Below are 25,761 nucleotides of genomic sequence, written 5' to 3'. Positions count from 1 at the left end.
CGCCGCGAAGCGGCGGTTCGGGCCGAACACACGAGGGCTCCGCCACCCGACCCGGTGGCGGAGCCCTCGTTGCGAGAAAGTCAGCCGGCCACGGCCACCGACGGCTCCCCGGAGGGGACGCCGTCCTTCTCCATCTGCTCGGCGATCTTCATCGCCTCTTCGATGAGGGTCTCCACGATCTTCGACTCGGGGACGGTCTTGATGACCTCGCCCTTGACGAAGATCTGGCCCTTGCCGTTGCCGGACGCGACGCCGAGGTCGGCCTCGCGGGCCTCGCCGGGGCCGTTCACGACGCAGCCCATGACGGCGACGCGGAGGGGGACCTCCATGCCGTCGAGGCCCGCGGTGACCTCTTCGGCCAGCTTGTAGACATCGACCTGGGCGCGGCCGCAGGACGGGCAGGAGACGATCTCCAGGCGGCGCGGCTTGAGGTTGAGGGACTCCAGGATCTGGAGGCCGACCTTGATCTCCTCCACCGGCGGGGCCGAGAGGGAGACGCGGATGGTGTCGCCGATGCCCTCGGAGAGCAGCGCGCCGAAGGCGACCGCCGACTTGATCGTGCCCTGGAAGGCGGGACCGGCCTCGGTCACGCCGAGGTGCAGGGGGTAGTCGCAGGCGGCGGCCAGCTGGCGGTAGGCGTTGACCATGACCACCGGGTCGTTGTGCTTGACCGAGATCTTGATGTCGCTGAAGCCGTGCTCCTCGAAGAGCGACGCCTCCCAGAGGGCCGACTCGACGAGCGCCTCGGGGGTGGCCTTGCCGTACTTCTGGAGGAGGCGCGCGTCCAGGGAGCCCGCGTTGACGCCGATCCGGATCGGGGTGCCCGCGTCGTTCGCGGCCCGCGCGATCTCCTTGACCTTGTCGTCGAACTGCTTGATGTTGCCGGGGTTCACCCGGACCGCGGCGCAGCCGGCGTCGATCGCGGCGAAGACGTACTTCGGCTGGAAGTGGATGTCGGCGATCACCGGGATCTGCGACTTGCGGGCGATGGTGGCCAGCGCGTCCGCGTCGTCCTGCGTGGGACAGGCGACCCGCACGATCTGGCAGCCGGACGCGGTCAGCTCGGCGATCTGCTGCAGCGTCGCCCCGATGTCGGACGTACGCGTGGTGGTCATCGACTGCACCGACACCGGTGCGTCGCCGCCGACGGCGACCGTACCGACCTGGATCTTGCGGCTGACACGGCGGTCGGCGAGCTTGGTCGGTACGGACGGGATTCCGAGAGAAACGGCAGTCATCTGGCGTGCATCCCCAAGGTGTGGATCAAGGTCCCGAGATCGGCGGGCTCCAGGCTTCGAGATTACGGCACCCCACAGGGCCCGAGCACATCCCGCCCCCAAGTCCACCCAATGGTGGGCGACCGGACACATAGAGTGCCCGGCCGCCGCAAACTTCACATTGCTAGGAGATTCTTACCGGGTTAACGACGTCCGCGATCAGGACCAGGATCGTGAAGCAGATGAAGATTCCGGCCACCACATAGGCGACGGGCATCAGCTTCGCGACGTCGAAGGGGCCCGGGTCGGGCCGCTTCAGGACCTTGGCCGCGTTGCGCCGCAGCGACTCCCACAGGGCGCCGGCGATGTGCCCGCCGTCCAGCGGCAGCAGCGGCAGCATGTTGAACAGGAACAGCGAGAGGTTGAAGCCCGCCACCAGGAACAGCATCATCGCGACCTGGTTCTCCGGCGGGATGTCGAGGGTGAAGACCTCGCCGCCCACGCGGGCCGCGCCCACGACGCCCATCGGGGAGTCCTGCTTGCGGTCGCCGTCGCCGAAGGCCGCGTCCCACAGGTCGGGGATCTTGGACGGCAGGGCGATGAGCGACTCGACGCCGTTCTCCATCATGTCGCCCATGCGGTTCACGGAGTCGCCGAAGCCCTGCTTGACGATGCCGGTGGCGGGGGTGAAGCCGAGGAAGCCCGCGTAGACGTACTTGCCCTCCACATAGCCGCCCTCACCGTCGGTCTTGCTGACCTGGTTCTTGATGAGGTCGGCCCGCAGCTCCTTCCGCTTGCCGTCGCGCTCGACCGTGATGGTGGCCGGGCCGATGGTCTCGCGGATCTTGCCCTGGAGCGCGGACCAGTCGTCGACGGGCTGCCCCTGGAAGGCCACGATCTTGTCGCCGAGCTTCAGGCCCGCCGCCTTGGCGGGCGCGGGCGTGTCGCCCTTCTCGCACTTGGAGCGGTTCTCGCTCTGCTGGATGACGCAGTCGGACACCTTGCCGACCGTCGTCGTCTGGGTGCTGATGCCGAACGTCATCATCACGCCGAGGAAGATCGCCACGGCGAGGATCAGGTTCATGAACGGGCCCGCGAACATCACGATCACGCGCTTCCACGGCTTGCGCGTGTAGAAGAGGCGGGTCTCGTCGCCGGGCTTGAGCTCCTCGAAGGCGGCCGAGCGCGCGTCCTCGATCATGCCGCGCCACGGGGAGGTCGAGCGTGCCTCTATCCGGCCGTCCGGACCCGGCGGGAACATGCCGATCATGCGGATGTACCCGCCGAGGGGGATGGCCTTGATGCCGTACTCGGTGTCGCCCTTCTTGCGCGAGAAGATCGTCGGGCCGAAACCGACCATGTACTGCGGCACGCGGATGCCGAACAGCTTGGCGGTCGACAGGTGGCCCAGCTCGTGCCAGGCGATCGAGAACAGCAGCCCGACCGCGAAGACGACTATGCCGAGGATCATCATCAAGGTCGTCATGCGCGGGCCTCCGCGGTCGCCTTCGCCGTCAGTTCACGGGCCCGGGCGCGTGCCCAGGTCTCCGCTTCGAGGACGTCCGCGACGGTCAGGGAAGTTCCCGCCGACGGCGTGCCGTGTTCGGCGACGACCTTCGTCACGGTCTCCATGATCCCGTTGAAGGGCAGGGCGCCGTTCAAGAACGCGTCCACGCACTCCTCGTTGGCCGCATTGAACACCGCCGGGGCCGTGCCCGCGAGCTTGCCCACATGCCGGGCGAGCCCGACCGACGGAAAAGCGTCGGTGTCGAGGGGGAAGAACTCCCAGCTCGACGCCTTCGTCCAGTCGAAGGCGGGCGCCGCGTCCGGCACGCGCTCGGGCCAGCCGATGCCGATGGCGATCGGTCCGCGCATGTCGGGCGGCGTGGCCTGGGCCAGCGTCGATCCGTCGGTGAACTCGACCATGGAGTGCACGTAGGACTGCGGGTGGACCACGACCTCGATGCGCTCGAAGGGGATGTCGTAGAGGAGGTGCGCCTCGATGACCTCCAGACCCTTGTTGACGAGGGTCGCGGAGTTGACGGTGATGACCGGGCCCATGGCCCAGGTCGGGTGCGCCAGCGCGTCCTCGGGCGTGACGCCGGCCAGATCGGCCTTCGTACGTCCCCGGAACGGGCCCCCGGAGGCCGTGACGACCAGCTTGCGCACATCGGCGCGGGTGCCCGAGGCGAGCGCCTGGAAGAGCGCGGCGTGCTCGGAGTCGACCGGGATGATCTGCCCCGGCTTGGCGAGCGCCTTCACCAGCGGGCCGCCGACGATCAGCGACTCCTTGTTGGCGAGCGCGAGGGTGCGGCCCGCTTCGAGCGCGGCGAGGGTGGGCGCGAGCCCGATGGAGCCGGTGATGCCGTTCAGGACGGTGTGGCACTCGGAGGCGGCGAGCTGCGTGGCCGCCTCGGGCCCGGCGAGGATCTCGGGCAGCGGCTCGTCGCCGTACTGCCCCTTGAGCGCCTCGCGCAGCGCCGGTACGACGTCCTCGCGGGCCACGGCCACGGTCCGCACCCGCAGCTGCCTCGCCTGCTCGGCGAGCAACGCGACGCGGCCGCCCGCGGCGGAGAGCGCGGTGACGCGGAAGCGACGGGGGTTGCGCAGGACGAGGTCGATGGCCTGGGTGCCGATCGACCCGGTCGAGCCGAGGATGACGATGTCCCGCGGGCCGTCCGTGACGACGGGGTCGAAGACGAGATGCGGGTCGGCGAGGGGGGCTGGACTGTCGCTCATCCCCCCATTCTTGCCTGGGCGGCGGTGCGAGGGGACACTGCGCCCCGATCCGGCGGGCCGCAATCGTGTTCCGGGGCGCTCCTGTGACGGCGAACGCCCCGGAAAGCGCGTCAGCGGATCGGCCGGTGGACGTTCTCCCGGGTGCTCGCGCCCGGTGTCGCGTCCGCGATCCACGGGCCCTCGCCGCTGGGGTCGACGATGCCCGACTCCAGCCAGGTGTACATGCCGTTCAGGACGCCCTTGACCACCTTGCGGTCGATGTCGTCCGTGTTCGTCCACAGGCGGTCGAACAGCTCGTCGACGCGGATGCGGGACTGGCGGCAGAACGTGTCGGCCAGCTGGTAGGCCTCGCGGCCGTGGTCCTCCGTCGTCCGCAGGAGCTCGGCGCGCACGCACGCCGCGCTCATCGCGAAGAGTTCGGCGCCGATGTCGACCACGCGGCCCAAAAAGCCCTGCTTGGTCTCCATCTTTCCCTGCCAGCGCGACATCGCGTAGAACGTCGAGCGGGCCAGCTTGCGGGCGTTGCGCTCCACGTAGCGCAGGTGCGGGGAGAGGTCGGCGTGGCCGCTGGGGTGGAACTCGGCGTACGAGCGCGGGAGCTGGCCCGGGCCCGTGACCAGCTTCGGCAGCCAGCGGGCGTAGAAGCCGCCCGCCTTCGCGCCCGCCTTCGCCTTGTCGGTCAGCGACTTGTCCGGGTCGATCAGGTCGCCCGCCACCTTCAGGTGCGCGTCCACCGCCTCGCGGGCGATCAGCAGGTGCATGATCTCCGTCGAGCCCTCGAAGATGCGGTTGATGCGCAGGTCGCGCAGGACCTGCTCCGCCGGGACCGCGCGTTCGCCGCGGGCCGCGAGGGACTCGGCCGTCTCGAAGCCGCGGCCGCCGCGGATCTGCACCAGTTCGTCGGCCATCAGACAGCCCATCTCGGAGCCGTACAGCTTGGCGAGCGCGGCCTCGATGCGGATGTCGTTGCGGTCCTCGTCGGCCATCTGGGACGAGAGGTCCAGGACGGCCTCCAGGGCGAAGGTCGTCGCCGCGATGAAGGAGATCTTCGCGCCGACCGCCTCGTGCAGCGCGACCGGCTTGCCCCACTGCTCCCGCGCGCCCGACCACTCACGGGCGATCTTCAGGCACCACTTGCCCGCGCCGACGCACATCGCGGGCAGCGACAGGCGCCCGGTGTTGAGGGTCGTCAGGGCGATCTTCAGGCCCGCGCCCTCCGGGCCGATGCGGTGCGCGGCGGGGACCCGGACCTGGTGGAAGCGGGTCACGCCGTTCTCCAGGCCGCGCAGGCCCATGAAGGCGTTGCGGTTCTCGACGGTGATGCCCTCCGCCGCCGCCTCCACCACGAAGGCCGTGATGCCGCCCTTGTGTCCTTCGGACTTCGGCACGCGCGCCATGACGACCAGGAGGTCCGCGACGACGCCGTTCGTGGTCCACAGCTTCACGCCGTCCAGGACGTACGAGTCGCCGTCCGGCACCGCCATGGTCGCAAGGCGCGCCGGGTCGGAGCCGACGTCCGGCTCGGTCAGCAGGAACGCGCTGATGTCCGTGCGGGCGCAGCGCGGCAGGAACTCGTCCTTCTGCTCCTGGGTGCCGAACTGCTTGAGCGGCTGCGGTACGCCGATCGACTGGTGGGCGGAGAGCAGCGCGCCGATCGCCGGGCTCGCGGAGCCGACGAGGGCGAGCGCCTTGTTGTAGTAGACCTGCGTGAGGCCGAGCCCGCCGTACTTCGTGTCGATCTTCATGCCGAGCGCGCCGAGCTCCTTGAGGCCGTTCATCACCTCGTCGGGGATCTGCGCGTCGCGCTCGATGCGGGCCGAGTCGATCTTCGTCTCGCAGAAGTCGCGGAGCTTGGCGAGGAACTCCTCGCCGCGCCGGGCGTCCTCGTCGGCGGGCAGGGGATGCGGGTGGATCAGGTCGAGCCGGAAGCGGCCGAGGAAGAGTTCCTTGGCGAAGCTCGGCTTGCGCCAGTCCTGTTCGCGGGCGGCCTCGGCGACCTGCCTGGCCTCGCGTTCGGTGACGGACGGCCCGGAAGGGGGTGTGGTTGGTGCGGACATTGAGGAGCTCACCTCGCCGCGGAGGGGGCCGATCGGCTCCGGTTGACCCGATCTCGACCCGGTCGGTTACTGACTGGTGCTACTCGATCGTATGGATCGTATGTACCCGATTCGCCCGGAGCCCACCAGTCCTCGCGCAGCGTTCGGCGCATCGCGTCCCACGCGGTGTCCTCGCGCACGAGAACGGCCGGAGCCCCCGCACAGTGGGCTCCGGCCGTTCGGTCCGTGAACGGGTTACAGGGCGAGGCCCGTCATGACCATGACCCGCTCGTAGGTGTAGTCGTCCATCGCGAAGCGGACGCCCTCGCGGCCCACGCCGGACTGCTTGACGCCGCCGTACGGCATCTGGTCGGCGCGGTAGGAGGGGGCGTCGCCGATGACCACGCCGCCGACCTCGAGGGCGCGGTGGGCGCGGAAGGCGGTCTGCAGGTCGTGCGTGAAGACGCCCGCCTGGAGGCCGTACTTGGAGTCGTTGACGGCGGCGAAGGCCTCCGCCTCGCCGTCCACCTTCTTGATCGTGAGGACCGGTCCGAAGACCTCCTCGACGGCGATGGTCGCGTCGGCCGGTACGTCGGCGAGCACGGTCGGCGCGTACGAGGCACCGTCCCGCTTGCCGCCGGCCAGGAGCTGCGCGCCCGCCTGGACGGCCTCGTCGACCCAGGACTCCACGCGCTTGGCGGCGTCCTCGTTGACGAGCGGACCGACGTCGGTCTTCGGGTCGGACGGGTCACCGGTGACCTGGCCCTCGATCGCCTTGAGGACGCGCGGCACGAGCCGGTCGTACACGGAGGCGTCGGCGATGACGCGCTGCACCGAGATGCAGGACTGGCCGCCCTGGTAGTTGGAGAACGTCGCGATGCGCGAGGCCGCCCAGTCCAGGTCCTCGTCGGAGGAGAAGTCGGAGAGGACCACGGCGGCGCCGTTCCCGCCCAGCTCCAGGGTGCAGTGCTTGCGCGGCACCGAGTCCAGGATCGCGTACCCGACCTTCTCGGAGCCCGTGAAGGAGATGACGGGAAGGCGCTCGTCCTGCACGAGGGCGGGCATCTTCTCGTTCGCGACCGGGAGGACCGACCAGGACCCCGCGGGCAGCTCGGTCTCGGCGAGCAGCTCGCCGATGAGGAGGCCGGAGAGCGGGGTCGCGGGCGCCGGCTTGAGGATGATCGGCGTGCCGGACGCGATGGCCGGGGCGATCTTGTGGGCGCAGAGGTTCAGCGGGAAGTTGAACGGCGCGATGCCCAGGACGACGCCCTTGGAGAAACGGCGGGTGAAGGCGAGACGCCCCTGGCCACCGGCGTCGGTGTCCAGGCGCTGGGCCTCGCCGCCGTTGAACCGGCGGGCTTCCTCCGAGGCGAACCGGAAGACGGAGACGGCGCGGCCGACCTCGCCGCGGGCCCACTTGATCGGCTTGCCGTTCTCGGCGGAGATGAGCTGGGCGATCTCTTCCGTGCGCTCGACGAGCCTGCGGCTCACGTGGTCGAGGGCGGCGGCCCGCACGTGCGCCGGGGTCGCGGCGAACTCGTCGCGCACCGCGTACGCGGCGGCGACGGCCTCCTCGACCTGGGCGTCGGTCGGGACGGCAGCCTTGCCGACGACCCGCCCGTCCCAGGGCGATGTGACGTCGAGAGTGGTCTCACCGGTGGTCTGGCGACCGGCGAGCCAGAAGGCGTGGATGGAAGTCATGTCGATTCCCGGCCCTTCCGCGAAGGTGTGTCTTGGGGGGTACGTTCCCCACCGTAGGGGCGGCAGGGGTGCGGGACGTTTGTCCGACTCGGAGTACTGCCCTCCGGGGCCGCGCCTCTTTGGCAGGTGAGCGATTCCCCCGCATTTGCTCCGTACCGCTCGATTGCTCCGTACCGCTCGATCAGTCCGTACCGCTCGATGTCGCCTTCAGTGACAGCCACAGCTCCATGCGGACGTCCGGGTCGTCCAGGGAGCGGCCCAGGATCTCCTCGACCCTGCGCATGCGATAGCGCAGCGTGTGGCGGTGGACGCCCAGGTCGGCCGCTGCCGCGTCCCACTGGCCGTGCCGCGAGAGCCAGGCGCGCAGCGAGGCGATCAGGTCGCCGCGGCCCTTGGCGTCGTGCTCGTACAGGGCGCGCAGCAGACCGTCGGCGAACGCCCGCACCGCGTCGTCGGCGAGCAGCGGCAGGACCGAGCCCGCCGCGAGGTCCTCGTGCTCGACCATCGCGCGGCCCCGGCGCCGGGCGATGGAAAGCGCCTGGTCGGCCTGTTTGTACGCGGTGGCCGCGGCGATGGGTCCCGCGGGTGCGGAGAGGCCGAGCAGGAGGGCCGCCCCGTCGACCGCGCCCTGTTCCGGCGCCTCGGGGCGCGCGGCCTCCAGCGCCTCCGCGTACGCGACGCAGGCCGCGGCGCCCGCGCCGCCGTCCACGACGAGCAGCACGAGCCGCTCGCCGTAGGGGACGACCAGGAGTGCCTCGCCCGCGCGGGCGGCGGCCGACTCGACGGCGTCCGTGAGGGCGGCGAACGGGTCGCCGTCCTCCGGGGCGGAGGCCGATGCGGCCGGTACCTCCGCCACCACCAGGCGGAACGGCGCGTCCAGCAGGCTTCCGTACAACTCCCCCGCCACCGTGCGGGCGTGCTCCGGCTCCCCGGCGAGCAGCATCCGGAGCACGGCGGAACCGACCCGGGCCTCGGCGGCCTGGAGCGAGCGGTTGCGCTCGGTGGTGAGGGTGAGCAGCGCTATGGCCGAGTGCAGTGCGTACCGCTCGGCGGTGCCGAGGGTGGAGGCCGTGCCGACGGCGAGCGCGGCGCGGGGCCGCCGTCCGGTGCCGATCGAGTGCAGCTCCACCCGGTCCTCGGCGCCCGCGACGACCGCGCTCGCGGGCGCCGCCCGGTCCCGCAGCCGCTCGACGTCGGAGGTGAGCCGGGCGGCCCTGCGGGAGGCCCACTCGGGGGCGGTGGCGACGACGGCGCCGGACGCGTCGTACAGCGCGGCCCAGCCGTCCACCTGGCCGGCCAGCGCGCCGAGCAGCCCCTCGGGGCCGTCGCTCAGGGCCTGCTTGGTCAGCTCGCGCTGGGCGGCGAAGCCCGCCGTCACGGCGCGGTACTGGTCGGCGGCGATGGCCGCGGAGACGGCCTTGCTGATGGCGAGGAAGGGGGTACGACGCGGGACTTCGAGGAGCGGGAGCCCCTCGTCCGCCGCCGCGGCGACCAGCGCGTCCGGGATGTCCTTGTAATGCACCCCGACCGCGAACCCGAGCCCGACGACGCCCGCCGCCGCGAGCCGCTTCACATAGCGGCGCATCGCCTCCGGATCCTCCGCGTCCAGCTTGAGCGCGGTGATCATGAGGAGCTCGCCGCCCTCCATGTAGGGCACGGGGTCGGTGAGCTCACTGGCGTGCGCCCAGCGCACGGGCGCGTCCAGATGATCCTCACCCGCGCGCACGGTGAGCTTCAGTGCGGAGTGGTGGACGAGGGAGGCGAGCGTGGGCGGCATGGGACCTTCAGGTCTGTCAGCAGGTCAGGGCATGTCAGGGCGGGCGTCTGGCAGCGGCTGATGAGGCACGCGTCCCGGTCGGCCATGGAATCCCGGACCAGATGTGGATCTTTTGGCCGGTACGTATGAACGACCTGTGTCGATTCTGCCTCACCGTACGGTACGTACGGGACCGAATACCCCGTACGTACATCCCTACCTACGCCCCGGCGGCTGTACGTACATCCCTGAACTACGCCCCGGCGGCTACCCCCGAAGATCCACCAGCAGCGGCGGCGCGTGCTCTCCTCGTACGTCCGTCAGCGAGAGCACGGCGTGGCCCGGGGGCAGCGAGTGGGCGAGGTCGGACGCGGACCAGCGTTCGCGCTCGACCTTGCGCACGGTGACGGCGTCCGTCGTGACCGCCTTGCCGGTGACGAGCTTGCGCAGCGAGTGCAGCGCCCGCGTCATCGGCTGGTCGGCGAAGACGGTGTGCTGCGCGACTTCCTTGGTCTCGATCCACTCGGTGCCCCAGGCCTCGGTGAACCGGCGTCCGTCCCAGGTCGTCACTCCGGAGAAGGCCATCCGGCAGCCGACCGCGGCGTAGAGCGGCCCCTGGAGCGGCTCCGGCACCTCGCCGATGGTGCGCAGACCGAGCACGACGCCCGCGTTCAGCGACCGCAGCCGCTGGATGGCGCGCACGCTCTCGGTGGTGACGGTACGCGCGGCGTCGTCGAGGACCAGGCAGACGAAGTGCGGCCGCCGGGCACGGCCGCGCACGACGTACGCGAACTGGGCGAGCAGCAGCCGGGCGAGGAGCCTGGACGCCTCCTCGTGGCCGTGCTCGGGCAGATCCACCCTGACCCGCAGCGGGTGGTGGACGGCGGCGCGCATCGAGAAGGGGCGCCCATCGCCGCCGGGGTTGAAGAAGTCGGCGAAGGCGGGCCGGTCGAGCAGGGCGAGCCGGTCGGCCAGGGCGGGGCCCGGGTCGTTGGGAGAGTCGGACTGGCGGACACGGGCGTCGAGTTCGCGGCGCATGGCGGTGTGCCCGCCCGCGGCGAGGCCCGTCCGGAGGTCGTCGAGCCCGGCGGGGTCGCCTTCCAGGAGTTCGCGCAGCACGGGGACCGAGGGGAAGCGTCCGTGCAGCTGGCGGTAGGGGCCCAGGAGTTGGGCGAGGGTGGTGGCGGCGCGCCGGGTGTCGACGGCCTCGAGATCGCCGACCAGGCCTTCGGCGAGGAAGGCGGCGGCCTCGTCCGCGTCGGCGCAGTCCGCGTACAGGTCGATGTCGTGCACGGACGCCGGGTCGCCCGGCTTGACCACGACGTCGTACGCCTGGTCGGGACCGAGCGCCGTGCCCGCCGCGCACACGACGACGACCGCGCACTGTCCGGTGAGGGCGCCCAGGGAGAGCGATTCGGCGACCGGGCGCATGAGCCGTCCGGTCTTGCCCGCGCCGGAGGGACCCACCGCGAGCAGCGAGGTGCCGAGCACGGCGGGGTCGAGCGCGGCTCCGGCGTCGCGCACGGCGTAGGGGTTGCGCTCGTCCTTCGCGTAGCGGCCGATCTTGACCTGTCCGACGAGCAGGTCGTGGACGGCGCTGCGAGCGGGCAGGTCGCGCTGGCCCGAGGGGTGGGCCCAGGCGGCACAGCCGTGCCGCGCGACGGTGTCCACGAAGGTGGCGAGGGCGGCCGGGTCAGGGGCGCCCGGGTCGGGGGCGGCCGTGCGCCAGGCGTGCGTCACGCGGGTGCAGTCGACGTCGTTCATGCGTCCGCTGACCAACTCGGCGGAGAGCAGGTCGGCGGCCTTGTGCTGTCCTGCCGCGCGCAGTTCGGGCCAGTGCGCGCGCGGCGGCGCGGCGGCGGGGCGCGGCGGGGTCACGCGCGGCCGTGCCGCCACGGTCCTGCGGTCGCGGACCGCCTCCCACCATCCGCCGATGCGGGCGAAGGGCCACAGCACGGCGAGGGTGATCACGACGTACAGCGTGTCGGTGAGCACGCGCGACTCGAAGACTTCGTAGCCACCCGCGAGGAGGGCGACCAGCGAGAAGACCGGGTCGGCCACGGGCAGCGGCCGCGCGTCGAGCCCGAGGGCGCTCGGCCAGACGAAGACCAGGACGCCGACCGCCCCGACCGAGGCGATCACGGCACGGGCCGGTTGCGGACGCCGCGTCACGAAGTGCCGGATCGCGTCGGGCCAGGCACCGAGCCGCCCGACGGTGTACACCACCGCGCCGAAGACGAGACCGTCGTAGACGATGCGGGCGTCCTCGGCCTGCCTCATCTTGGGCTGGATGCTGCCGGCCCACCACCATTCACCCGGCGTGAACAGCTTCAGCGGGGCCCACTGGTAGGGGATGCTGCCCTGCCGCCACAGCGACCAGAACAGCAGACCGAGCACGGTGGAGATCACCATGCCCACGATCAGCCGCCGGTCGGCGCCCTCGGTATCGGCCTCGGGCGCGGGGGGCCGGTAGGCGTAGCGCCAGATGCCCGGTGCCGCCTCGGGGCGCGGCGCGGCGAGCCAGTCGGCGACGGACGACGCGTTGTCGGCGCCGGGCGGCTGTCGAGGCATCGGCGGCGCCGCGGGGCTCGGGGGCCCCGCCGGGCGCGGCACCGGTGTGGCGTGTGTGCCGCGAGCGTCGTGCGTGCCTTCGGAGTCCATGGCCCTTGCCCCCTGACCTGCCGGTCTGTCGGTTCAGCCGTCAATCTAGTGCCCCCGCATGGGTAGTTCACCGAATACGCGCCCGGACCTGCGGGAATGGGGCGGGCGCGAGGGCCTCGGCGGCCTGTGCGGCACACATCGAGACGACTACGGTCGTCCGATGCCCGATCCCGAAGACACCCACACCGGCACCGGCACCGGCACCGGCACCGGCACCGGCACCGGGCACCGCCGTCGGCGGCCCGGGGGAACGTGATCCCTTCACCAAGCCGCTGGCGGTGCTGGCGGTGCTGGCGGTGCTGGCGGTGCACGACCCCGCACACGCCACGCGCCTGTGGATCGCGGGCGAGCCCGGCGCCCGCCGCATGGTCTCCGTACCCGGCGGCGCCCGCCGCACGGTCTCCGTACCCGGCGGCGCCCGCCCCCTGAGCTTCGCGCCCGACGCCTGAGCCCGGCGCTCAGCCGCCGACGCCGCCGTCCGGGCCGCTATGTCCACCACGGACAACCGCCACGCCGAACAACTCCCCCGTGGAGCATGCCCGCCCCCACCCTCCGCCCCTAACCTGCGAAGAAAGCAAGCATTCGAGCGTCCGCCTCGTCCCACCCCCAGGAGCACCCCATGACCGCACTTCCGCAGGAGCGCCGCGTCGTCACCGCCATCCCCGGGCCGAAGTCCCAGGAGCTTCAGGCCCGCCGCACCGCCACGGTCGCCGGCGGCGTGGGTTCCGTGCTGCCCGTCTTCGCGGCGCGCGCGGGGGGCGGCATCATCGAGGACGTCGACGGCAACCGCTTCATCGACTTCGGCTCCGGCATCGCCGTGACGTCGGTCGGTGCCAGCGCCGAGGCCGTCGTACGCCGTGCGACCGCGCAGCTCGCCGACTTCACCCACACCTGTTTCATGGTCACGCCGTACGAGGGGTACGTCGCCGTCGCGGAGCAGCTCGCGGAGCTGACGCCCGGTGACCACGAGAAGAAGTCCGCGCTCTTCAACTCCGGCGCCGAGGCCGTCGAGAACGCCGTCAAGATCGCCCGTGCGCACACCAAGCGCCAGGCCGTCGTCGTCTTCGACCACGGCTACCACGGCCGTACGAACCTCACGATGGCGCTGACCGCGAAGAACATGCCGTACAAGGACGGCTTCGGGCCGTTCGCGCCCGAGGTCTACCGCGTGCCGGTGGCCTACGGCTACCGCTGGCCGACGGGCGAGGAGAACGCCGGTCCCGAGGCCGCCAAGCAGGCCATCGACCAGATCAGCAAGCAGGTCGGCGCGGAGAACGTCGCCGCGATCATCATCGAGCCGGTGCTCGGCGAGGGCGGCTTCATCGAGCCCGCCAAGGGCTTCCTGCCCGCGATCGTGAAGTTCGCCAACGACAACGGCATCGTCTTCGTCGCCGACGAGATCCAGTCCGGCTTCTGCCGCACCGGCCAGTGGTTCGCGTGCGAGGACGAGGGCATCGTCCCCGACCTGATCACGACCGCCAAGGGCATCGCGGGCGGTCTGCCGCTCGCCGCCGTCACGGGCCGCGCCGAGATCATGGACGCCCCGCACTCCGGCGGCCTCGGCGGCACCTACGGCGGCAACCCGGTGGCCTGCGCCGGTGCGCTCGGCGCCATCGAGACGATGAAGGAGCTCGACCTCAACGGCAAGGCGAAGGCCATCGAGGCCACGATGAAGGCCCGCCTGAACGCCATCGCGGAGAAGTACGACATCGTCGGCGACGTCCGCGGGCGTGGCGCGATGATCGCCATCGAGCTGGTCAAGGACCGCGCCACCAAGGAGCCGAACCCCGAGGCGACGGCCGCGCTGGCCAAGGCCTGCCACGCCGAGGGCCTGCTGGTCCTCACCTGCGGCACGTACGGCAACGTCCTGCGCTTCCTGCCGCCGCTGGTCATCGGCGACGACCTCCTGAACGAGGGCCTGGACATCATCGAGGCGGCGTTCGCGCGCGTCTGAATCGTGTACGAGGGTTGGCACCCGACGGAGCCGGGATCACCCCAAAGGGGGAAGATCCCGGCTCCGCATGTGTCCGCACATGCCCCTGACGTGTGCCTGCCTCGCGCGGTGCCAGACCCATGACCTGGGGTGACCGTCAGGGCATGTGAAGAACGTGTGCGGGCCCCATGACGGCTTGCCGTTCCGCCTGTCGGCCTGTCACCACCTGACGTACGGTTTCTGCAGATGAGAGAAACACCCCGCCCACAGGGGACTGTGGGCGACACCGGGACGGAGCCTCCCCAGCCCCGTCTTGGTCGTGCCCTCGCGCACACACCCGGAGCTTCTGGCTCCGGAACTCCTCACCGATCGGATGGCCGCCCGCCCCAAACCCCCCGGGGCGCGCGGAACACCGGTCAGGACGGCCGCCCCGGAACCACCCCCCCTGTTCCGGGGCGGCCGACCACTTTCCTCTTCTGCCTCTGTGCGCTGTTCTTCGCGCTCATCACCTGGCAAGTGATCGCCGACGGCCCCCTCCGCGACGCGGACGAGCGGCTCGGCCCCTGGATCACCGGCAGCCGCCTCCCGGACGGCGCCGCGGAACTCCTCGCCGACCTGGGTTCGGTCGCCGTCGCGGCCCCGCTCCTCGCCGCGGCCATCGCCTACGCGGCCTGGCGCGGCCACCGAGCCGGTACGTACCGCTGGTGGCTCGCCCCGGTCACCGCCGCCGTGGCCATGGCCGTGGTCCCGGTGCTCGTGATCCCCCTGAAGGAACTCATCGGCCGCACCGGCCCACCCGGCATGGACGGCACCGGCTACTACCCGTCGGGCCACACGGCCACCGCCATGGTCGCCTACGGAGGCGCGGCCCTGCTCCTGCTCCCCTACCTGCGCGGCAGCTACGCACGCCGCGAACTGGTCATCGCCTGCGCCCTGCTGAACTTCGGGGTCGGCCTCGGCCTCGTCCGCCGCGGGTACCACTGGCCCCTGGACGTGGTGGCCAGCTGGTGTCTGTTCGGGATGGTGCTCCAGGTGATGGTGGTGGTCGTGGCGCGGCATGGCCGGCGCGCCGACGAGGAACCTCAGCCGAAGTAGCCGTCGAAGTTCTTCGAGAACTCCCAGTTGTTGAAGCGGTCCCAGTTGATCGACCAGGTCATCAGGCCGCGCAGGGTCGGCCAGGTGCCGTGCGGGGTGTACGAGCCGCAGTTCGTGCCCTTCGTCAGGCAGTCCAGGGACTTGTCGACCTCCGTCGTGGGGACGTGGCCGTTGCCCGCGTTCGTCGAGGCGGGCATGCCGATGGCCACCTTCTCGGGAGGCAGCGCGGGGAAGACGTTGTCCGCGTTCCCCGCGACCGGGAAGCCGGTGAGCAGCATGTCGGTCATCGCGATGTGGAAGTCCGCGCCGCCCATGGAGTGGTACTGGTTGTCCAGGCCCATGATCGGGCCCGAGTTGTAGTCCTGGACGTGCAGCAGGGTGAGGTCGTCGCGCAGGGCGTGGATGACCGGCAGGTACGCGCCCGCGCGGGGGTCCTGGCCGCCCCATTTGCCGGTTCCGTAGAACTGGTGGCCGAGCTGCACGAAGAAGGTCTCGGGGGCCATCGTGAGCGTGAAGCCGCTGCCGTACTTGGCCTTGAGGGTCTTGACGGCCGCGATGAGGTTCACGATCGAGGGGGTCTTCGGGTTCTTGAAGTCCGTGTCGTCGGCGTTCAGCGACAGGGAGTGGCCCTCGAAGTCGATGTCCAGGCCGTCGAGTCCGTACTCGTCGATGATCGCGGAGACCGAGGAGACGAACGTGTCGCGGGCCTGGGCGGTGGTGAGCTGGACCTGGCCGTTCTGGCCGCCGATGGAGATCAGGACCTTCTTGCCCGCCGCCTGCTTGGCCTTGACCGCGGCCTTGAACTCCTCCTTGGTCTCCACGTTCGGGCACTCGGTCTTCGGACACAGGCCGAAGCGGATGTCGCCGGACGTGGCGGAGGTCGGCTCGCCGAAGGCGAGGTCGATGATGTCCCAGCTGTCGGGGACGTCCGCGAGCCGCGTGTAGCCGGACCCGTTGGCGAAGCTCGTGTGGAGGTAGCCGACCAGGGTGTGGTCGACGACGGCAGCCTCTCGCGGGGCGTGCGGCGCCGGTTCGGGGCCCGCTGCCGCTTCTGTGGCGAGGAGGCCGGACGCGGCGAGCGCGCAGGCCGTGGCCGCTGCCACGGTGAGACGTCTGATGCGGCGGGCGAGGGGACGCGTGAGGGGACGCGGCGATGAACGGTCCACAACTGCCTCCGGGCATGGGGGGAATGGAGGGTGGGCCGCTCAATTTGGTCCAGACCAATGCGGTTGTCAAGGCCTCGTCAAACTTTGGGCGACAGCCCTGCGACGACGAGCTTTCGGCGGCCGGCCCGTGTCAGGGGCGCCCCCGCCGCTCCCCCGTCACTCCTCAGCCTGCTCCCCCGTCTGCTCCCCCGCCTGCTCCCCGTCCCGCGGCACCAGCTGCGCCGCCGCCTCGTGCATGGCCAGTTCGAGGAGCGCCGGATCGGTCAGCGTGCCCGATCCGTCGGGCGGGACCAGCCAGCGGACGCCACCCGTGGAGCGCCCCGGGTAAGGGACCACGATCCAGGTGCCGCGGCCCGCGCCGCGCACGCCCGTGCCGATCCAGCGGGAGACCGTGCCCGCCGGCACGAAGAACCCCATGCGGGAGTCCCCGAAGTCGGCGAGCACCGGGCCCGGGCGGTCGATGCAGCAGGTCAGTACGTCGAGCGTGGGATAGCCGAGTTCACCGGGAAGGATGAGTACGTCCCAGAGCCTGCCCGCCGGGAGCAGCGCGACCCCGAGGGGGTTGCGCTCCCACTCCCAGCGGCAGGCGTCCGGATCCGGCGCCACCGACACCAGCCATTCGACCCCCGACTTCGCCCCCGGACCAGTCATGTCCGTCATGGCGGGACCTCCTTCTCTCCGTGCGACAGCTGTGCATGTCACAGGAGAGAGGGGGCCGGGGCGGCAGCGTTACGCGGGTTCGGGAAACTTATTGACGAACCGTCGACAGGCGGCCGTCCGCGCCCCGGAGCCGGTCAGCTGTCGAAGCCCAGGCCCAGCTTGTCCATCGTCTTCAGCCAGAGATTGCGCCGCCCGCCGTTCTCGTCCGCACGGGCCAGCGACCACTTGGTCAGCGCCACGCCCGTCCACGCGAACGGCTCGGGCGGGAACGGCAGCGGCTTCGTGCGCACCATCTCCAGGGACGTACGCTCCGTGCGCTCGCCGGAGAGCAGGTCCAGCATGACGTCGGCACCGAAGCGGGTGGCCCCGACACCGAGCCCGGTGTAGCCCGCCGCGTACGCGACGCGCCCCGCGTGGGCCGTGCCGAAGAACGCCGAGAAGCGCGAGCACGTGTCGATCGCGCCGCCCCACGCGTGCGTGAACCGGACCCCCTCCAGCTGCGGGAAGCAGGTGAAGAAGTGGCCCGCGAGCTTCGCGTACGTCTCGGGGCGGTCGTCGTGCTCGGCGCGCAGCTTGCCGCCGAAGGGATAGATCGCGTCGTAACCGCCCCACAGGATGCGGTTGTCGGCCGAGAGCCGGAAGTAGTGGAACTGGTTGGCGCTGTCGCCCAGACCCTGGCGGTTCTTCCAGCCGATGGCCGCCAGCTGCTCCTCGCTCAGCGGCTCCGTCATCAGCGCGTAGTCGTAGACCGGGACCGTGTAGGCGCGCACGCGCTTGACCAGCGACGGGAAGATGTTCGTGGCGAGCGCGACCTGCCGGGCACGGATGCGGCCGTACGGGGTGCGCACGGCCATCCCGGCGCCGGACGAGACGAGTTCGAGCGCGGGCGTGTGCTCGTAGACGCGTACGCCCTTCTCCAGACAGGCGCGCTTGAGACCCCAGGCCAGCTTCGCCGGGTGGAGCATGGCGACGCCCTCGCGGTCCCAGAGGCCGCCGAGGAAGGTCGGCGAGTCGACGTGCTCGCGCAGGGCGTCCGCGTCGAGCAGCTCGGAGCCGCCCGCGAGGCCGTGCTCCGCCATCTCCTCGTACATCTCGCGCAGTTCGGCCAGCTGGTGCGGCTGGGTCGCCACGTCGATCTCGCCGGTGCGCTCGAAGTCGCAGTCGATGGAGTAGCGCTTGACGGCCGCCTCGATCTCGTCGAGGTTGCGGGCGCCGAGCTCCTCCAGCTTCGCGATCTCGCCGGGCCAGCGGGACAGGCCGTTCGCGATGCCGTGCGTGAGGGACGCGGCGCAGAAGCCGCCGTTGCGGCCAGAGGCGGCCCAGCCCACCTCGCGGCCCTCGACCAGGACCACGTCGCGGTCCGGGTCGCGCTCCTTGGCGATGAGCGCGGTCCACAGCCCGCTGTAGCCGCCGCCGACGACGAGCAGGTCGCCCTGCTCGTCACCGGTGAGGGCGGGCTCGGCGCGGGGCTTGCCGGGGTCGTCCAGCCAGTACGACACCGGCTGGGCGTCGGAGAGGGACTTGGTCCAACGGGTCATGGCGCTAGGGGCCATGATTTCCACTCCTTCAGAGTTCTTGACGCGATGTTCTTGACGCGATGTTCTCAACGCGCTTGCTTGTTGCGGCGCTTTCCGACGATCATCCCGCCGAGCACCAGGAGAACGGCGACGAGGAACATCGCCGTACCGATCACATTGATCTGAACGGGCGTGCCGCGCTGTGCCGATCCCCAGACGAACATGGGGAACGTGACGGTCGAGCCCGCGTTGAAATTCGTGATGATGAAGTCGTCGAAGGAGAGCGCGAAGGCGAGCAGCGCGCCCGCCGCGATCCCCGGTGCGGCGATCGGCAGCGTGACCCGGAGGAAGGTCTGCACGGGGCCCGCGTAGAGGTCCTGCGCGGCCTGTTCCAGGCGCGGGTCCATGGACATCACGCGCGCCTTGACGGCGGTCACCACGAAGCTGAGGCAGAACATGATGTGGGCGATGAGGATCGTCCAGAAGCCGAGCTGCGCACCCATGTTGAGGAAGAGCGTGAGCAGCGACGCGGCCATGACGACCTCGGGCATCGCCATCGGCAGGAAGATCAGCGAGCTGACCGCGCCGCGCGCCCGGAAGCGGTAGCGCACGAGCGCGAAGGCGATCATCGTGCCGAGCACGGTCGCACCGATCGTCGCCCAGGCCGCGATCTGCAGGCTCAGGCTGAGCGAACCGCACATGTCGGCGACGCCGCAGGGGTCCTTCCAGGCGTCGAGCGAGAAGTCCTGCCAGGCGTAATTGAACCGCCCCTTCGGCTTGTTGAAGGAGAACACCGTCACGACGACGTTCGGGAGCAGCAGATACGCGAGCGTGAGCAGACCCGCGATGACGACGAATTTGCCGCGGAGCCAGCGGAAGAAGGCAGCCATCAGACGAGATCCTCCGTCCCGGACTTGCGGATGTAGAACGTGACCATCACGAGGATCGCCGCCATGAGGATGAAGGAGAGAGCCGCTGCCGTCGGGTAATCCAGAATGCGCAGGAACTGCGTCTGGATGACGTTGCCGACCATGCGGGTGTCGGTGGAGCCGAGCAGATCCGCGTTCACGTAGTCGCCCGCCGCCGGGATGAAGGTGAGCAGCGTCCCGGAGACGACGCCCGGCATGGAGAGCGGGAAGGTCACCTTGCGGAAGGTCGTGGACGGCTTGGCGTAGAGGTCGCCCGCCGCCTCGTGCAGCCGGCCGTCGATGCGCTCCAGTGAGGTGTAGAGCGGCAGGATCATGAACGGCAGGAAGTTGTACGTGAGTCCGCAGATCACCGCGAGCGGTGTGGCGAGGACCCGGTCGCCCTCCGTCACGCCGAGCCAGCTGGTCACGTCCAGGACGTGCAGCGAGTTCAGGGCGCCCACGAGGGGGCCGCCGTCCGCGAGGATCGTCTTCCACGCCAGCGTACGGATGAGAAAGCTGGTGAAGAACGGCGCGATGACCAGGACGAGGATGAGATTGCGCCAGCGGCCCGCGCGGAACGCGATCAGATACGCGAGCGGGTAGCCGAGCAGCAGACACAGGATCGTGGCGGCCCCGGCGTACAGGACCGAGCGCAGGAACTGCGGCCAGTAGTCGCTCAGCGCGTCCCAGTAGGTGGCGAAGTGCCAGGTGACCTTGAAGCCGTCTTCGAGGGAGCCGGTCTGGACGGACGTGGATGCCTGGTAGACCAGCGGCAGCGCGAAGAAGACGACGAGCCAGAGAATGCCGGGGAGCAGCAGCCAGTAGGGGACGAGGCGGCCGCGCCTGCGGACCTTGCGGGGCGCCTCGTCCGGCTCCTGCGCCGGGGGCGCCTTGGTGAGGGTGGTCGTCATGCGGAGGCGTCCTCCTCGACCTTCTCGACGCCCGCCTCGATGTCCTGGGCGGCGTCCAGGCCGAAGGTGTGCGCGGGGTTCCAGTGCAGGACGACCTCGACGCCGGGGACCAGGCGGGTGTCGCGCTCGATGTTCTGGGCGTAGACCTCGAACTCGTCGCAGATCGGGCTCTTGATGACGTACTGCGTCGAGACGCCGATGAAGCTGCTGTCGGCGATGCGGCCCGTGATGCGGTTGCGCCCCTCGGGGATCTGCCCCGCGTCGTCGGCGTGCGTGAGGGAGATCTTCTCGGGGCGTACGCCGAGGATGACCTTGCCGCCCGTGGCGGTGGGCGCCGTACATCGCGCGGCGGGCAGGAGGAGCTTGCCGTCGCCCGCCTTGAGAGTGAGGTCGTCGCCGCTGCGTCCTGCGATCTCGGCCTCTATGAAGTTCGAGGTGCCGAGGAAGTTGGCGACGAAGGTGGTGCGGGGGTTCTCGTAGAGGTCGGCGGGGGCGCCGAGCTGTTCGACCTGGCCCGCGTTCATCACCGCGACCTGGTCGGCCATCGTCATGGCCTCCTCCTGGTCGTGCGTGACGTGGATGAAGGTGATGCCCACCTCGGTCTGGATGCGCTTGAGTTCGAGCTGCATCTGGCGGCGCAGCTTGAGGTCGAGCGCGCCGAGCGGCTCGTCCAGGAGCAGCACCTTGGGGTGGTTGATCAGGGCGCGGGCCACGGCGACGCGCTGCTGCTGGCCGCCGGAGAGCTGGTGCGGCTTCTTGCGGGCCTGCTCGCCGAGCTGGACGAGGTCGAGCATCTCGCCCACCTTGCCCTTCACGGACTTGATGCCGCGGCGGCGCAGGCCGAAGGCGACGTTCTCGAAGATGTCCAGGTGCGGGAAGAGCGCGTAGGACTGGAAGACCGTGTTGACGGGCCGCTTGTACGGCGGCAGCGCCGTGACGTCCTGCTCGCCCAGGTGCACGGTGCCCGAGCTGGGCTCCTCAAGGCCCGCGATCATGCGGAGCGTGGTGGTCTTGCCACAGCCGGACGCGCCGAGCAGCGCGAAGAAGGAGCCCTGCGGCACGGTGAGGTCGAGGGGGCGGACGGCCGTGAAGGAGCCGTACGTCTTGCTGATCCCGGTGAGGCGGACGTCGCCGCCGTGTTCTGTAGCAGTCGTCATGGTGCGTCCAGGGGGTCGAGGGAGTCGGGTCGGGACGAGGGAAATCGGGTCAGGCACCGGTCAGCTTGGCGAACTTCTCCTCGTACGCCGTCTCTTCCTTCGGCGTCAGCGAGCGGAACCCGTGGGACTTCGCGGCCATCTCCTTGTCCGGCAGGATCAGCGGATTGGCCGCCGCGTCCTTGTCGAGCTTGGCGAGCTCGGGGCGCACACCGTCCACGGGACAGACGTAGTTGATGTACGCGGCGAGGCGCGCGGCCGGCTCGGGCTCGTAGTAGTAGTCGATGAGCCGTTCGGCGTTGCGCTTGTGGCGCGCCTTGTTGGGGACGAGCAGGTTGTCCGTGGACGTGATGTACCCCTGGTCGGGGATGTGGAAGGCGATGTCGGGGTTGTCGGCCTGGAGCTGCACGATGTCGCCCGCCCAGCCGAGGCACGCGGCGAGGTCGCCCTTGTCGAGATCCGACGTGTAGTCGTTGCCCGTGAAGCGGCGGATCTGCTTCTTGTCGACGGCCTTCTGGAGGCGGGCGATGGCCGCGTCGAAGTCGTCGTCGGTGAACTTCGAGGGGTCCTTGCCCATGTCGATGAGCGTCATGCCGACGCTGTCGCGCATCTCGGAGAGGAAACCGACGCGCCCCTTGAGCTTGGGGTTGTCCAGGAGCTGCGACACCGAGGTGATCTCTTCGCCGTCGGTCGCCTTCTTGTTGTACGCGATGACGGTGGAGATGCCGGTCCAGGGATACGAGTAGGCCCGCCCGGGGTCCCAGTCCGGGTTGCGGAACTGGGAGGCCAGATTGGCGTACGCGTGCGGCAGGTTGGCCGGGTCCAGTTTCTGGACCCAGCCGAAGCGGATGAGCCGGGCCGCCAGCCAGTCCGTGACGCAGATGAGGTCGCGTCCGGTCTCCTGGCCCGCCGCGAGCTGCGGTTTGATCTTCCCGAAGAACTCGACGTTGTCGTTGATGTCCTCGGTGTACTTGACCTTGATCCCGGTGCGCTTGGTGAACGCGTCCAGGGTGGGGCGGCGTTCGTCGTCGTCGACGTCCATGTACTCGGTCCAGTTGGAGAAGTTGATCTGCTTCTCCTTGGCCGAGTGGTCGTCGGACGAGACCTCGCCCTGGCTCTTGCTCGCCGCCGGGATGCCGCAGGCGCTGAGCGCCCCCAGACCGCCGACGGCGAACGCGCCGCTCGCGGAGGCGCGCAGCAGGGAGCGGCGGGTGAGGGCGGCCCTGCCGTTCCTGAGGCTGCGGTGCATGGCGGCCAGTTGGGCCGGGGAGAGGGGGTCGGGCTCGTACTGCTCCATGCGCTTGGTTGCCCTTTCGGGAGGATGGGCGGCCGCTGGTCGGGCGGCCTTCCAGCAATCGGCTATCGGTCCCCGAAGACGGTGCGGTGCCAGTCCTTGCGGACCACCGCGGTGTTGTCGAACATGACGTGCTTGATCTGCGTGTACTCCTCGAAGGAGTAGGCGGACATGTCCTTTCCGTAGCCGGATGCCTTGTATCCGCCGTGCGGCATCTCGCTGAGGATGGGGATGTGGTCGTTGACCCACACGCAGCCCGCCTTGATCTCGCGGGTGGCGCGGTTGGCGCGGAACACGTCGCGGCTCCAGGCGGAGGCGGCCAGGCCGTACGGGGTGTCGTTGGCGAGCCTGATGCCTTCCTCGTCGGAGTCGAAGGGCAGCACGACCAGGACCGGGCCGAAGATCTCGGACTGCACGATCTCGCTGTCCTGCGCGGCGTCCGCGATGAGGGTGGGCTTGTAGAACGCGCCGGGGTGGTCGAGCGCCTCTCCGCCGGTGACCACGCGCGCGTAGGAGCGGGCCCGGTCGACGAAACCGGCGACGCGGTCGCGGTGGACGTGCGAGATGAGCGGCCCGAGGTCGGTGTCCTCGGCGAAGGGGTCGCCGAGCCGCACGGTCTCCATGAGCGCCGCGACGCCGTCCACGAAGGCGTCGTACAGCGGCCGTTGGACGTACGCGCGCGTGGCGGCCGTGCAGTCCTGGCCGGTGTTGATGAGCGCGCCGGCGACCGCGCCGTGCACGGCGGCCTCCAGGTCGGCGTCGTCGAAGACGACGAACGGCGCCTTGCCGCCGAGCTCCAGGTGCAGCCGCTTCACGGTCGAGGTGGCGATCTCGGCGACGCGCTTGCCGACGCCGGTGGAGCCGGTGAAGGAGGTCATGGCGACGTCGGGGTGGCCCACGAGCCGCTCGCCCGCGTCGCGCCCGGCGCCGCTGATGATGTTGACGACGCCGTCCGGGATGCCCGCCTCGGTGGCCGCTTGCGCGAAGAGCAGCGAGGTGAAGGGGGTCAGCTCGGCCGGCTTGAGGACGATCGTGTTGCCCGCGGCGATGGCGGGAAGCACCTTCCAGGCGGCCATCTGGAGGGGGTAGTTCCAGGGCGCGATGGAGCCGACGACCCCGATGGGCTCACGCCGTACGTACGAGGTGTGGTCGCCGGAGTACTCGCCGGCCGACTGGCCCTGCAGGTGCCGGGCCGCGCCCGCGAAGAAGGCGGCGTTGTCGACGGTGCCCGGTACGTCGAACTCCCGGCTGAGCTTGATGGGCTTGCCGCACTGGAGCGACTCGGCCTGCGCGAACTCCTCCGCGCGCTCGGCCAGTACGCCCGCGAAGCGGTGCATGGCGTCGGAGCGCTCGCCGGGGGTGGCGCCCGCCCACGCGGGGAAGGCGTGCGCGGCGGCGGCGACGGCGGCGTCCACGTCCTTCTCGCCCGCGAGTTCGTAACGGTGGACCTGGTCGCCGGTGGCCGGATCGACCACGGCGTGGGAGCGCCCGGATGTGCCCTCGGTCAGCCGTCCGGCGATGTACTGCGCGCCGTCCGCGAAGTGGTCCCGCGCCTGGAAGTTGTGCATGACGCTCTCCTCCGCCGTCGTCCCCGTCCCTGGGGGTCGGCGTAGCTCCAGATCGATTTGAGTGCCGATCCTGACAGAGCAGTGGTACTCCAACAAGTGATTCCGTTGTTGCCTTTTGGTTACGCGACGGAATCTGTCGACCAGGTGTCGAGTCGTCCTGGAAAACCCAGGACGGAATGTCAGTGGTGCGTGCCAGACTCGCGTGCATGACGAAGATCGACTCGGTGGACACGCTGGTCCGGGCGGTGCGCGCGGGGGAACGGGTCAGGTTTCTGCACTTCTGGGGGCACACCCCGCGCCGGGACGGGACGCTCGGCGCGAGCTGCTTCAGCCAGTGGTGGCAGTCGCCGTTCACGGTCGACGGGGTGGAGTACGGGACGGCGGAGCACTGGATGATGGCCGCCAAGGCCAGGCTCTTCTCCGACCCGGAGGCCGAGACCGCGGTCCTCACCGCGCGTACGCCCGCCGAGGCGAAGAAGGCGGGACGCCTGGTGCGGGGCTTCGACGGGGCGGTGTGGGAGCGGGAGCGCTTCGGGATCGTGGTCGAGGGCAGCGTCCACAAGTTCGCCTCGACCGACGCCCTGCGCTCGTTCCTGGTCGGCACGGGCGAGCGGGTGCTGGTCGAGGCGAGCCCGGTGGACCGCATCTGGGGCATAGGCCTGGCGGCCGACGACGAGGCCGCCCAGGACCCGGAGCGGTGGCGGGGCTTGAACCTGCTGGGCTTCGCGCTGATGGAGGCACGGGACCGCTTGTTGCGCTCCGCTTAGACCCTGCCCCCGGCAAGAGCGGCTCAGGTACTGACCGTCACGCTGGTCGACCGGCCGCCCGAGGCTCCGTCCTCCTCGAAGAAATCGTCCGGGACCACGATCAGGACCACCAGCAGAGCCACGCCCAGGACGACGCCCGCGACGCCGCAGATGATCCCGGCCAGCGCCTGCCCGGGGTTCGTCGCCTCCCCGCGCCGCGCCTTGCCGCGGCCGATCGCCCCGAAGATGATCGCGAGGACGCCCAGCACGATCGCCAGGGGCCACAGGCAGAAACCGGCGGCCGCGATGATCCCGAGGACCAGTGCGGCCACGCCCATCCCGTTGGAGGGCGCCATCGGCATCGCGGGCCACCCGTACCCGGGCGGGCCCTGCCCCTGGTAGCCGGGGTAACCCGGGTAGCCCGGATAGCCGGGATGCGCCCCGGGGTACCCGTAGGGCACCTGCCCCGGCCCCTCGGGCCCGACCGGAGGCGGCGGCACCGGCTCACCGGCGCCCGGCGGCCCAGGCCGGCCAGGAGGCCCCGGCTGCCCCAGAGGCCCCATTTGCCCCGAGCCGAGCGTCGACCGCTCGTGCACGGACGGTGCCGCCCACGGATCGCGCTTCTCCAGCGGCACCGGCCCGGACGCCATCCCGGGGGCCGCCCCGGAAGCCGGCCCCGCAGCCCCCTGCCGCGGTGCC

At 70.7% G+C, this 25,761-nt stretch carries 20 protein-coding genes; 4 read left to right on the top strand and 16 right to left on the bottom strand.

Features of this window, described 5'->3' with window-relative positions:
• Positions 1-80 precede the first annotated feature (80 nt).
• The 7 genes from ispG to ACZ6ZP_RS32110 all read right to left on the bottom strand — a co-directional run bounded on the left by ispG (position 81) and on the right by ACZ6ZP_RS32110 (position 12,110).
• Positions 81-1,238: a flavodoxin-dependent (E)-4-hydroxy-3-methylbut-2-enyl-diphosphate synthase gene (ispG, locus tag ACZ6ZP_RS32140; protein WP_469409305.1), complete on the bottom strand. Its 1,158-nt coding sequence runs from the start codon at positions 1,236-1,238 to the stop codon at positions 81-83.
• A gap of 163 nt (positions 1,239-1,401) precedes the next feature.
• Positions 1,402-2,703, bottom strand: coding sequence for a M50 family metallopeptidase (locus tag ACZ6ZP_RS32135; protein ID WP_351165594.1), 1,302 nt, complete (start codon positions 2,701-2,703; stop codon positions 1,402-1,404).
• A complete protein-coding gene (gene dxr / locus ACZ6ZP_RS32130; RefSeq protein ID WP_351165592.1) occupies positions 2,700-3,956 on the bottom strand; it encodes a 1-deoxy-D-xylulose-5-phosphate reductoisomerase in 1,257 nt (418 codons plus the stop codon). Before dxr ends, ACZ6ZP_RS32135 begins: the two co-directional genes overlap by 4 nt.
• A 110-nt stretch (positions 3,957-4,066) precedes the next feature.
• On the bottom strand, positions 4,067-6,013 hold the full coding sequence (locus tag ACZ6ZP_RS32125) for an acyl-CoA dehydrogenase family protein (RefSeq protein ID WP_351165590.1): 1,947 nt from the start codon (positions 6,011-6,013) through the stop codon (positions 4,067-4,069).
• Between the two features lie 234 nt (positions 6,014-6,247).
• Positions 6,248-7,693 carry an aldehyde dehydrogenase family protein gene (locus ACZ6ZP_RS32120; RefSeq protein ID WP_361470230.1) on the bottom strand — a complete coding sequence of 482 codons (1,446 nt, stop codon included), beginning with the start codon at positions 7,691-7,693 and terminating at the stop codon, positions 6,248-6,250.
• Between the two features lie 181 nt (positions 7,694-7,874).
• Complete coding sequence (locus ACZ6ZP_RS32115; RefSeq protein WP_351165587.1) at positions 7,875-9,470, bottom strand: PucR family transcriptional regulator; 1,596 nt, start codon at positions 9,468-9,470, stop codon at positions 7,875-7,877.
• 246 nt (positions 9,471-9,716) lie between these two features.
• Positions 9,717-12,110: an ATP/GTP-binding protein gene (locus ACZ6ZP_RS32110; protein ID WP_469409301.1), complete on the bottom strand. Its 2,394-nt coding sequence runs from the start codon at positions 12,108-12,110 to the stop codon at positions 9,717-9,719.
• A gap of 278 nt (positions 12,111-12,388) precedes the next feature.
• On the opposite strand from ACZ6ZP_RS32110, the gene ACZ6ZP_RS32105 reads away from it, so the two are divergent.
• The 3 genes from ACZ6ZP_RS32105 to ACZ6ZP_RS32095 all read left to right on the top strand — a co-directional run bounded on the left by ACZ6ZP_RS32105 (position 12,389) and on the right by ACZ6ZP_RS32095 (position 15,138).
• Positions 12,389-12,559: a hypothetical protein gene (locus ACZ6ZP_RS32105; RefSeq protein WP_469409299.1), complete on the top strand. Its 171-nt coding sequence runs from the start codon at positions 12,389-12,391 to the stop codon at positions 12,557-12,559.
• 170 nt (positions 12,560-12,729) lie between these two features.
• A complete protein-coding gene (gene gabT / locus ACZ6ZP_RS32100; RefSeq protein WP_351165582.1) occupies positions 12,730-14,064 on the top strand; it encodes a 4-aminobutyrate--2-oxoglutarate transaminase in 1,335 nt (444 codons plus the stop codon).
• A gap of 495 nt (positions 14,065-14,559) precedes the next feature.
• On the top strand, positions 14,560-15,138 hold the full coding sequence (locus ACZ6ZP_RS32095) for a phosphatase PAP2 family protein (RefSeq protein WP_469409298.1): 579 nt from the start codon (positions 14,560-14,562) through the stop codon (positions 15,136-15,138).
• Here ACZ6ZP_RS32095 and ACZ6ZP_RS32090 read toward each other — a convergent pair.
• The 8 genes from ACZ6ZP_RS32090 to ACZ6ZP_RS32055 form a co-directional block, all read right to left on the bottom strand.
• A complete protein-coding gene (locus ACZ6ZP_RS32090) occupies positions 15,126-16,241 on the bottom strand; it encodes a chitinase (protein ID WP_469409297.1) in 1,116 nt (371 codons plus the stop codon). The two genes, ACZ6ZP_RS32095 and ACZ6ZP_RS32090, sit on opposite strands and share 13 nt — an antisense overlap.
• A gap of 219 nt (positions 16,242-16,460) precedes the next feature.
• Complete coding sequence (locus ACZ6ZP_RS32085) at positions 16,461-16,955, bottom strand: hypothetical protein (RefSeq protein ID WP_351165720.1); 495 nt, start codon at positions 16,953-16,955, stop codon at positions 16,461-16,463.
• A 143-nt stretch (positions 16,956-17,098) separates the two neighbouring features.
• Complete coding sequence (locus tag ACZ6ZP_RS32080; RefSeq protein ID WP_351165568.1) at positions 17,099-18,517, bottom strand: NAD(P)/FAD-dependent oxidoreductase; 1,419 nt, start codon at positions 18,515-18,517, stop codon at positions 17,099-17,101.
• Positions 18,518-18,567: 50 nt separating this feature from the next.
• Positions 18,568-19,371, bottom strand: a complete 804-nt coding sequence (locus tag ACZ6ZP_RS32075) for an ABC transporter permease (RefSeq protein WP_351165566.1) — start codon at positions 19,369-19,371, stop codon at positions 18,568-18,570.
• Complete coding sequence (locus ACZ6ZP_RS32070) at positions 19,371-20,300, bottom strand: ABC transporter permease (protein ID WP_351165564.1); 930 nt, start codon at positions 20,298-20,300, stop codon at positions 19,371-19,373. The genes ACZ6ZP_RS32075 and ACZ6ZP_RS32070 overlap by 1 nt, the downstream gene beginning before the upstream one ends.
• Positions 20,297-21,457 carry an ABC transporter ATP-binding protein gene (locus tag ACZ6ZP_RS32065; protein WP_351165562.1) on the bottom strand — a complete coding sequence of 387 codons (1,161 nt, stop codon included), beginning with the start codon at positions 21,455-21,457 and terminating at the stop codon, positions 20,297-20,299. Before ACZ6ZP_RS32065 ends, ACZ6ZP_RS32070 begins: the two co-directional genes overlap by 4 nt.
• Positions 21,458-21,506: 49 nt before the next feature.
• Positions 21,507-22,751: an ABC transporter substrate-binding protein gene (locus ACZ6ZP_RS32060; protein WP_351165560.1), complete on the bottom strand. Its 1,245-nt coding sequence runs from the start codon at positions 22,749-22,751 to the stop codon at positions 21,507-21,509.
• 62 nt (positions 22,752-22,813) lie between these two features.
• A complete protein-coding gene (locus ACZ6ZP_RS32055) occupies positions 22,814-24,316 on the bottom strand; it encodes a gamma-aminobutyraldehyde dehydrogenase (protein ID WP_469409294.1) in 1,503 nt (500 codons plus the stop codon).
• A 176-nt stretch (positions 24,317-24,492) separates the two neighbouring features.
• Between ACZ6ZP_RS32055 and ACZ6ZP_RS32050 the strand changes: the two genes are divergently transcribed.
• Complete coding sequence (locus ACZ6ZP_RS32050; RefSeq protein WP_383823019.1) at positions 24,493-25,083, top strand: NADAR family protein; 591 nt, start codon at positions 24,493-24,495, stop codon at positions 25,081-25,083.
• Between the two features lie 23 nt (positions 25,084-25,106).
• On the opposite strand, the gene ACZ6ZP_RS32045 is transcribed toward ACZ6ZP_RS32050, so the two are convergent.
• Positions 25,107-25,523: a DUF4190 domain-containing protein gene (locus ACZ6ZP_RS32045; RefSeq protein ID WP_361470218.1), complete on the bottom strand. Its 417-nt coding sequence runs from the start codon at positions 25,521-25,523 to the stop codon at positions 25,107-25,109.
• Positions 25,524-25,761 lie beyond the last annotated feature (238 nt).

It is taken from the genome of Streptomyces sp. NPDC054047 (assembly GCF_055585065.1).
Note: the sequence above shows the minus strand (reverse complement) of the source record. Positions and strands in the feature narration are given on the sequence as shown.

Excerpts from the sequence above, each read along its gene's own strand:
- ACZ6ZP_RS32070 (WP_351165564.1), bottom strand. The coding sequence starts at position 20,300 with ATGACGACCACCCTCACCAAGGCGCCCCCGGCGCAGGAGCCGGACGAG.
- ACZ6ZP_RS32135 (WP_351165594.1), bottom strand. The coding sequence starts at position 2,703 with ATGACGACCTTGATGATGATCCTCGGCATAGTCGTCTTCGCGGTCGGG.
- ACZ6ZP_RS32055 (WP_469409294.1), bottom strand. The coding sequence starts at position 24,316 with ATGCACAACTTCCAGGCGCGGGACCACTTCGCGGACGGCGCGCAGTAC.
- ACZ6ZP_RS32125 (WP_351165590.1), bottom strand. The coding sequence starts at position 6,013 with ATGTCCGCACCAACCACACCCCCTTCCGGGCCGTCCGTCACCGAACGC.
- dxr (WP_351165592.1), bottom strand. The coding sequence starts at position 3,956 with ATGAGCGACAGTCCAGCCCCCCTCGCCGACCCGCATCTCGTCTTCGAC.
- ACZ6ZP_RS32050 (WP_383823019.1), top strand. The coding sequence starts at position 24,493 with ATGTCAGTGGTGCGTGCCAGACTCGCGTGCATGACGAAGATCGACTCG.
- ACZ6ZP_RS32110 (WP_469409301.1), bottom strand. The coding sequence starts at position 12,110 with ATGGACTCCGAAGGCACGCACGACGCTCGCGGCACACACGCCACACCG.
- ispG (WP_469409305.1), bottom strand. The coding sequence starts at position 1,238 with ATGACTGCCGTTTCTCTCGGAATCCCGTCCGTACCGACCAAGCTCGCC.
- ACZ6ZP_RS32060 (WP_351165560.1), bottom strand. The coding sequence starts at position 22,751 with ATGGAGCAGTACGAGCCCGACCCCCTCTCCCCGGCCCAACTGGCCGCC.
- ACZ6ZP_RS32115 (WP_351165587.1), bottom strand. The coding sequence starts at position 9,470 with ATGCCGCCCACGCTCGCCTCCCTCGTCCACCACTCCGCACTGAAGCTC.
- ACZ6ZP_RS32065 (WP_351165562.1), bottom strand. The coding sequence starts at position 21,457 with ATGACGACTGCTACAGAACACGGCGGCGACGTCCGCCTCACCGGGATC.
- gabT (WP_351165582.1), top strand. The coding sequence starts at position 12,730 with ATGACCGCACTTCCGCAGGAGCGCCGCGTCGTCACCGCCATCCCCGGG.
- ACZ6ZP_RS32075 (WP_351165566.1), bottom strand. The coding sequence starts at position 19,371 with ATGGCTGCCTTCTTCCGCTGGCTCCGCGGCAAATTCGTCGTCATCGCG.
- ACZ6ZP_RS32085 (WP_351165720.1), bottom strand. The coding sequence starts at position 16,955 with ATGACTGGTCCGGGGGCGAAGTCGGGGGTCGAATGGCTGGTGTCGGTG.
- ACZ6ZP_RS32080 (WP_351165568.1), bottom strand. The coding sequence starts at position 18,517 with ATGGCCCCTAGCGCCATGACCCGTTGGACCAAGTCCCTCTCCGACGCC.
- ACZ6ZP_RS32120 (WP_361470230.1), bottom strand. The coding sequence starts at position 7,693 with ATGACTTCCATCCACGCCTTCTGGCTCGCCGGTCGCCAGACCACCGGT.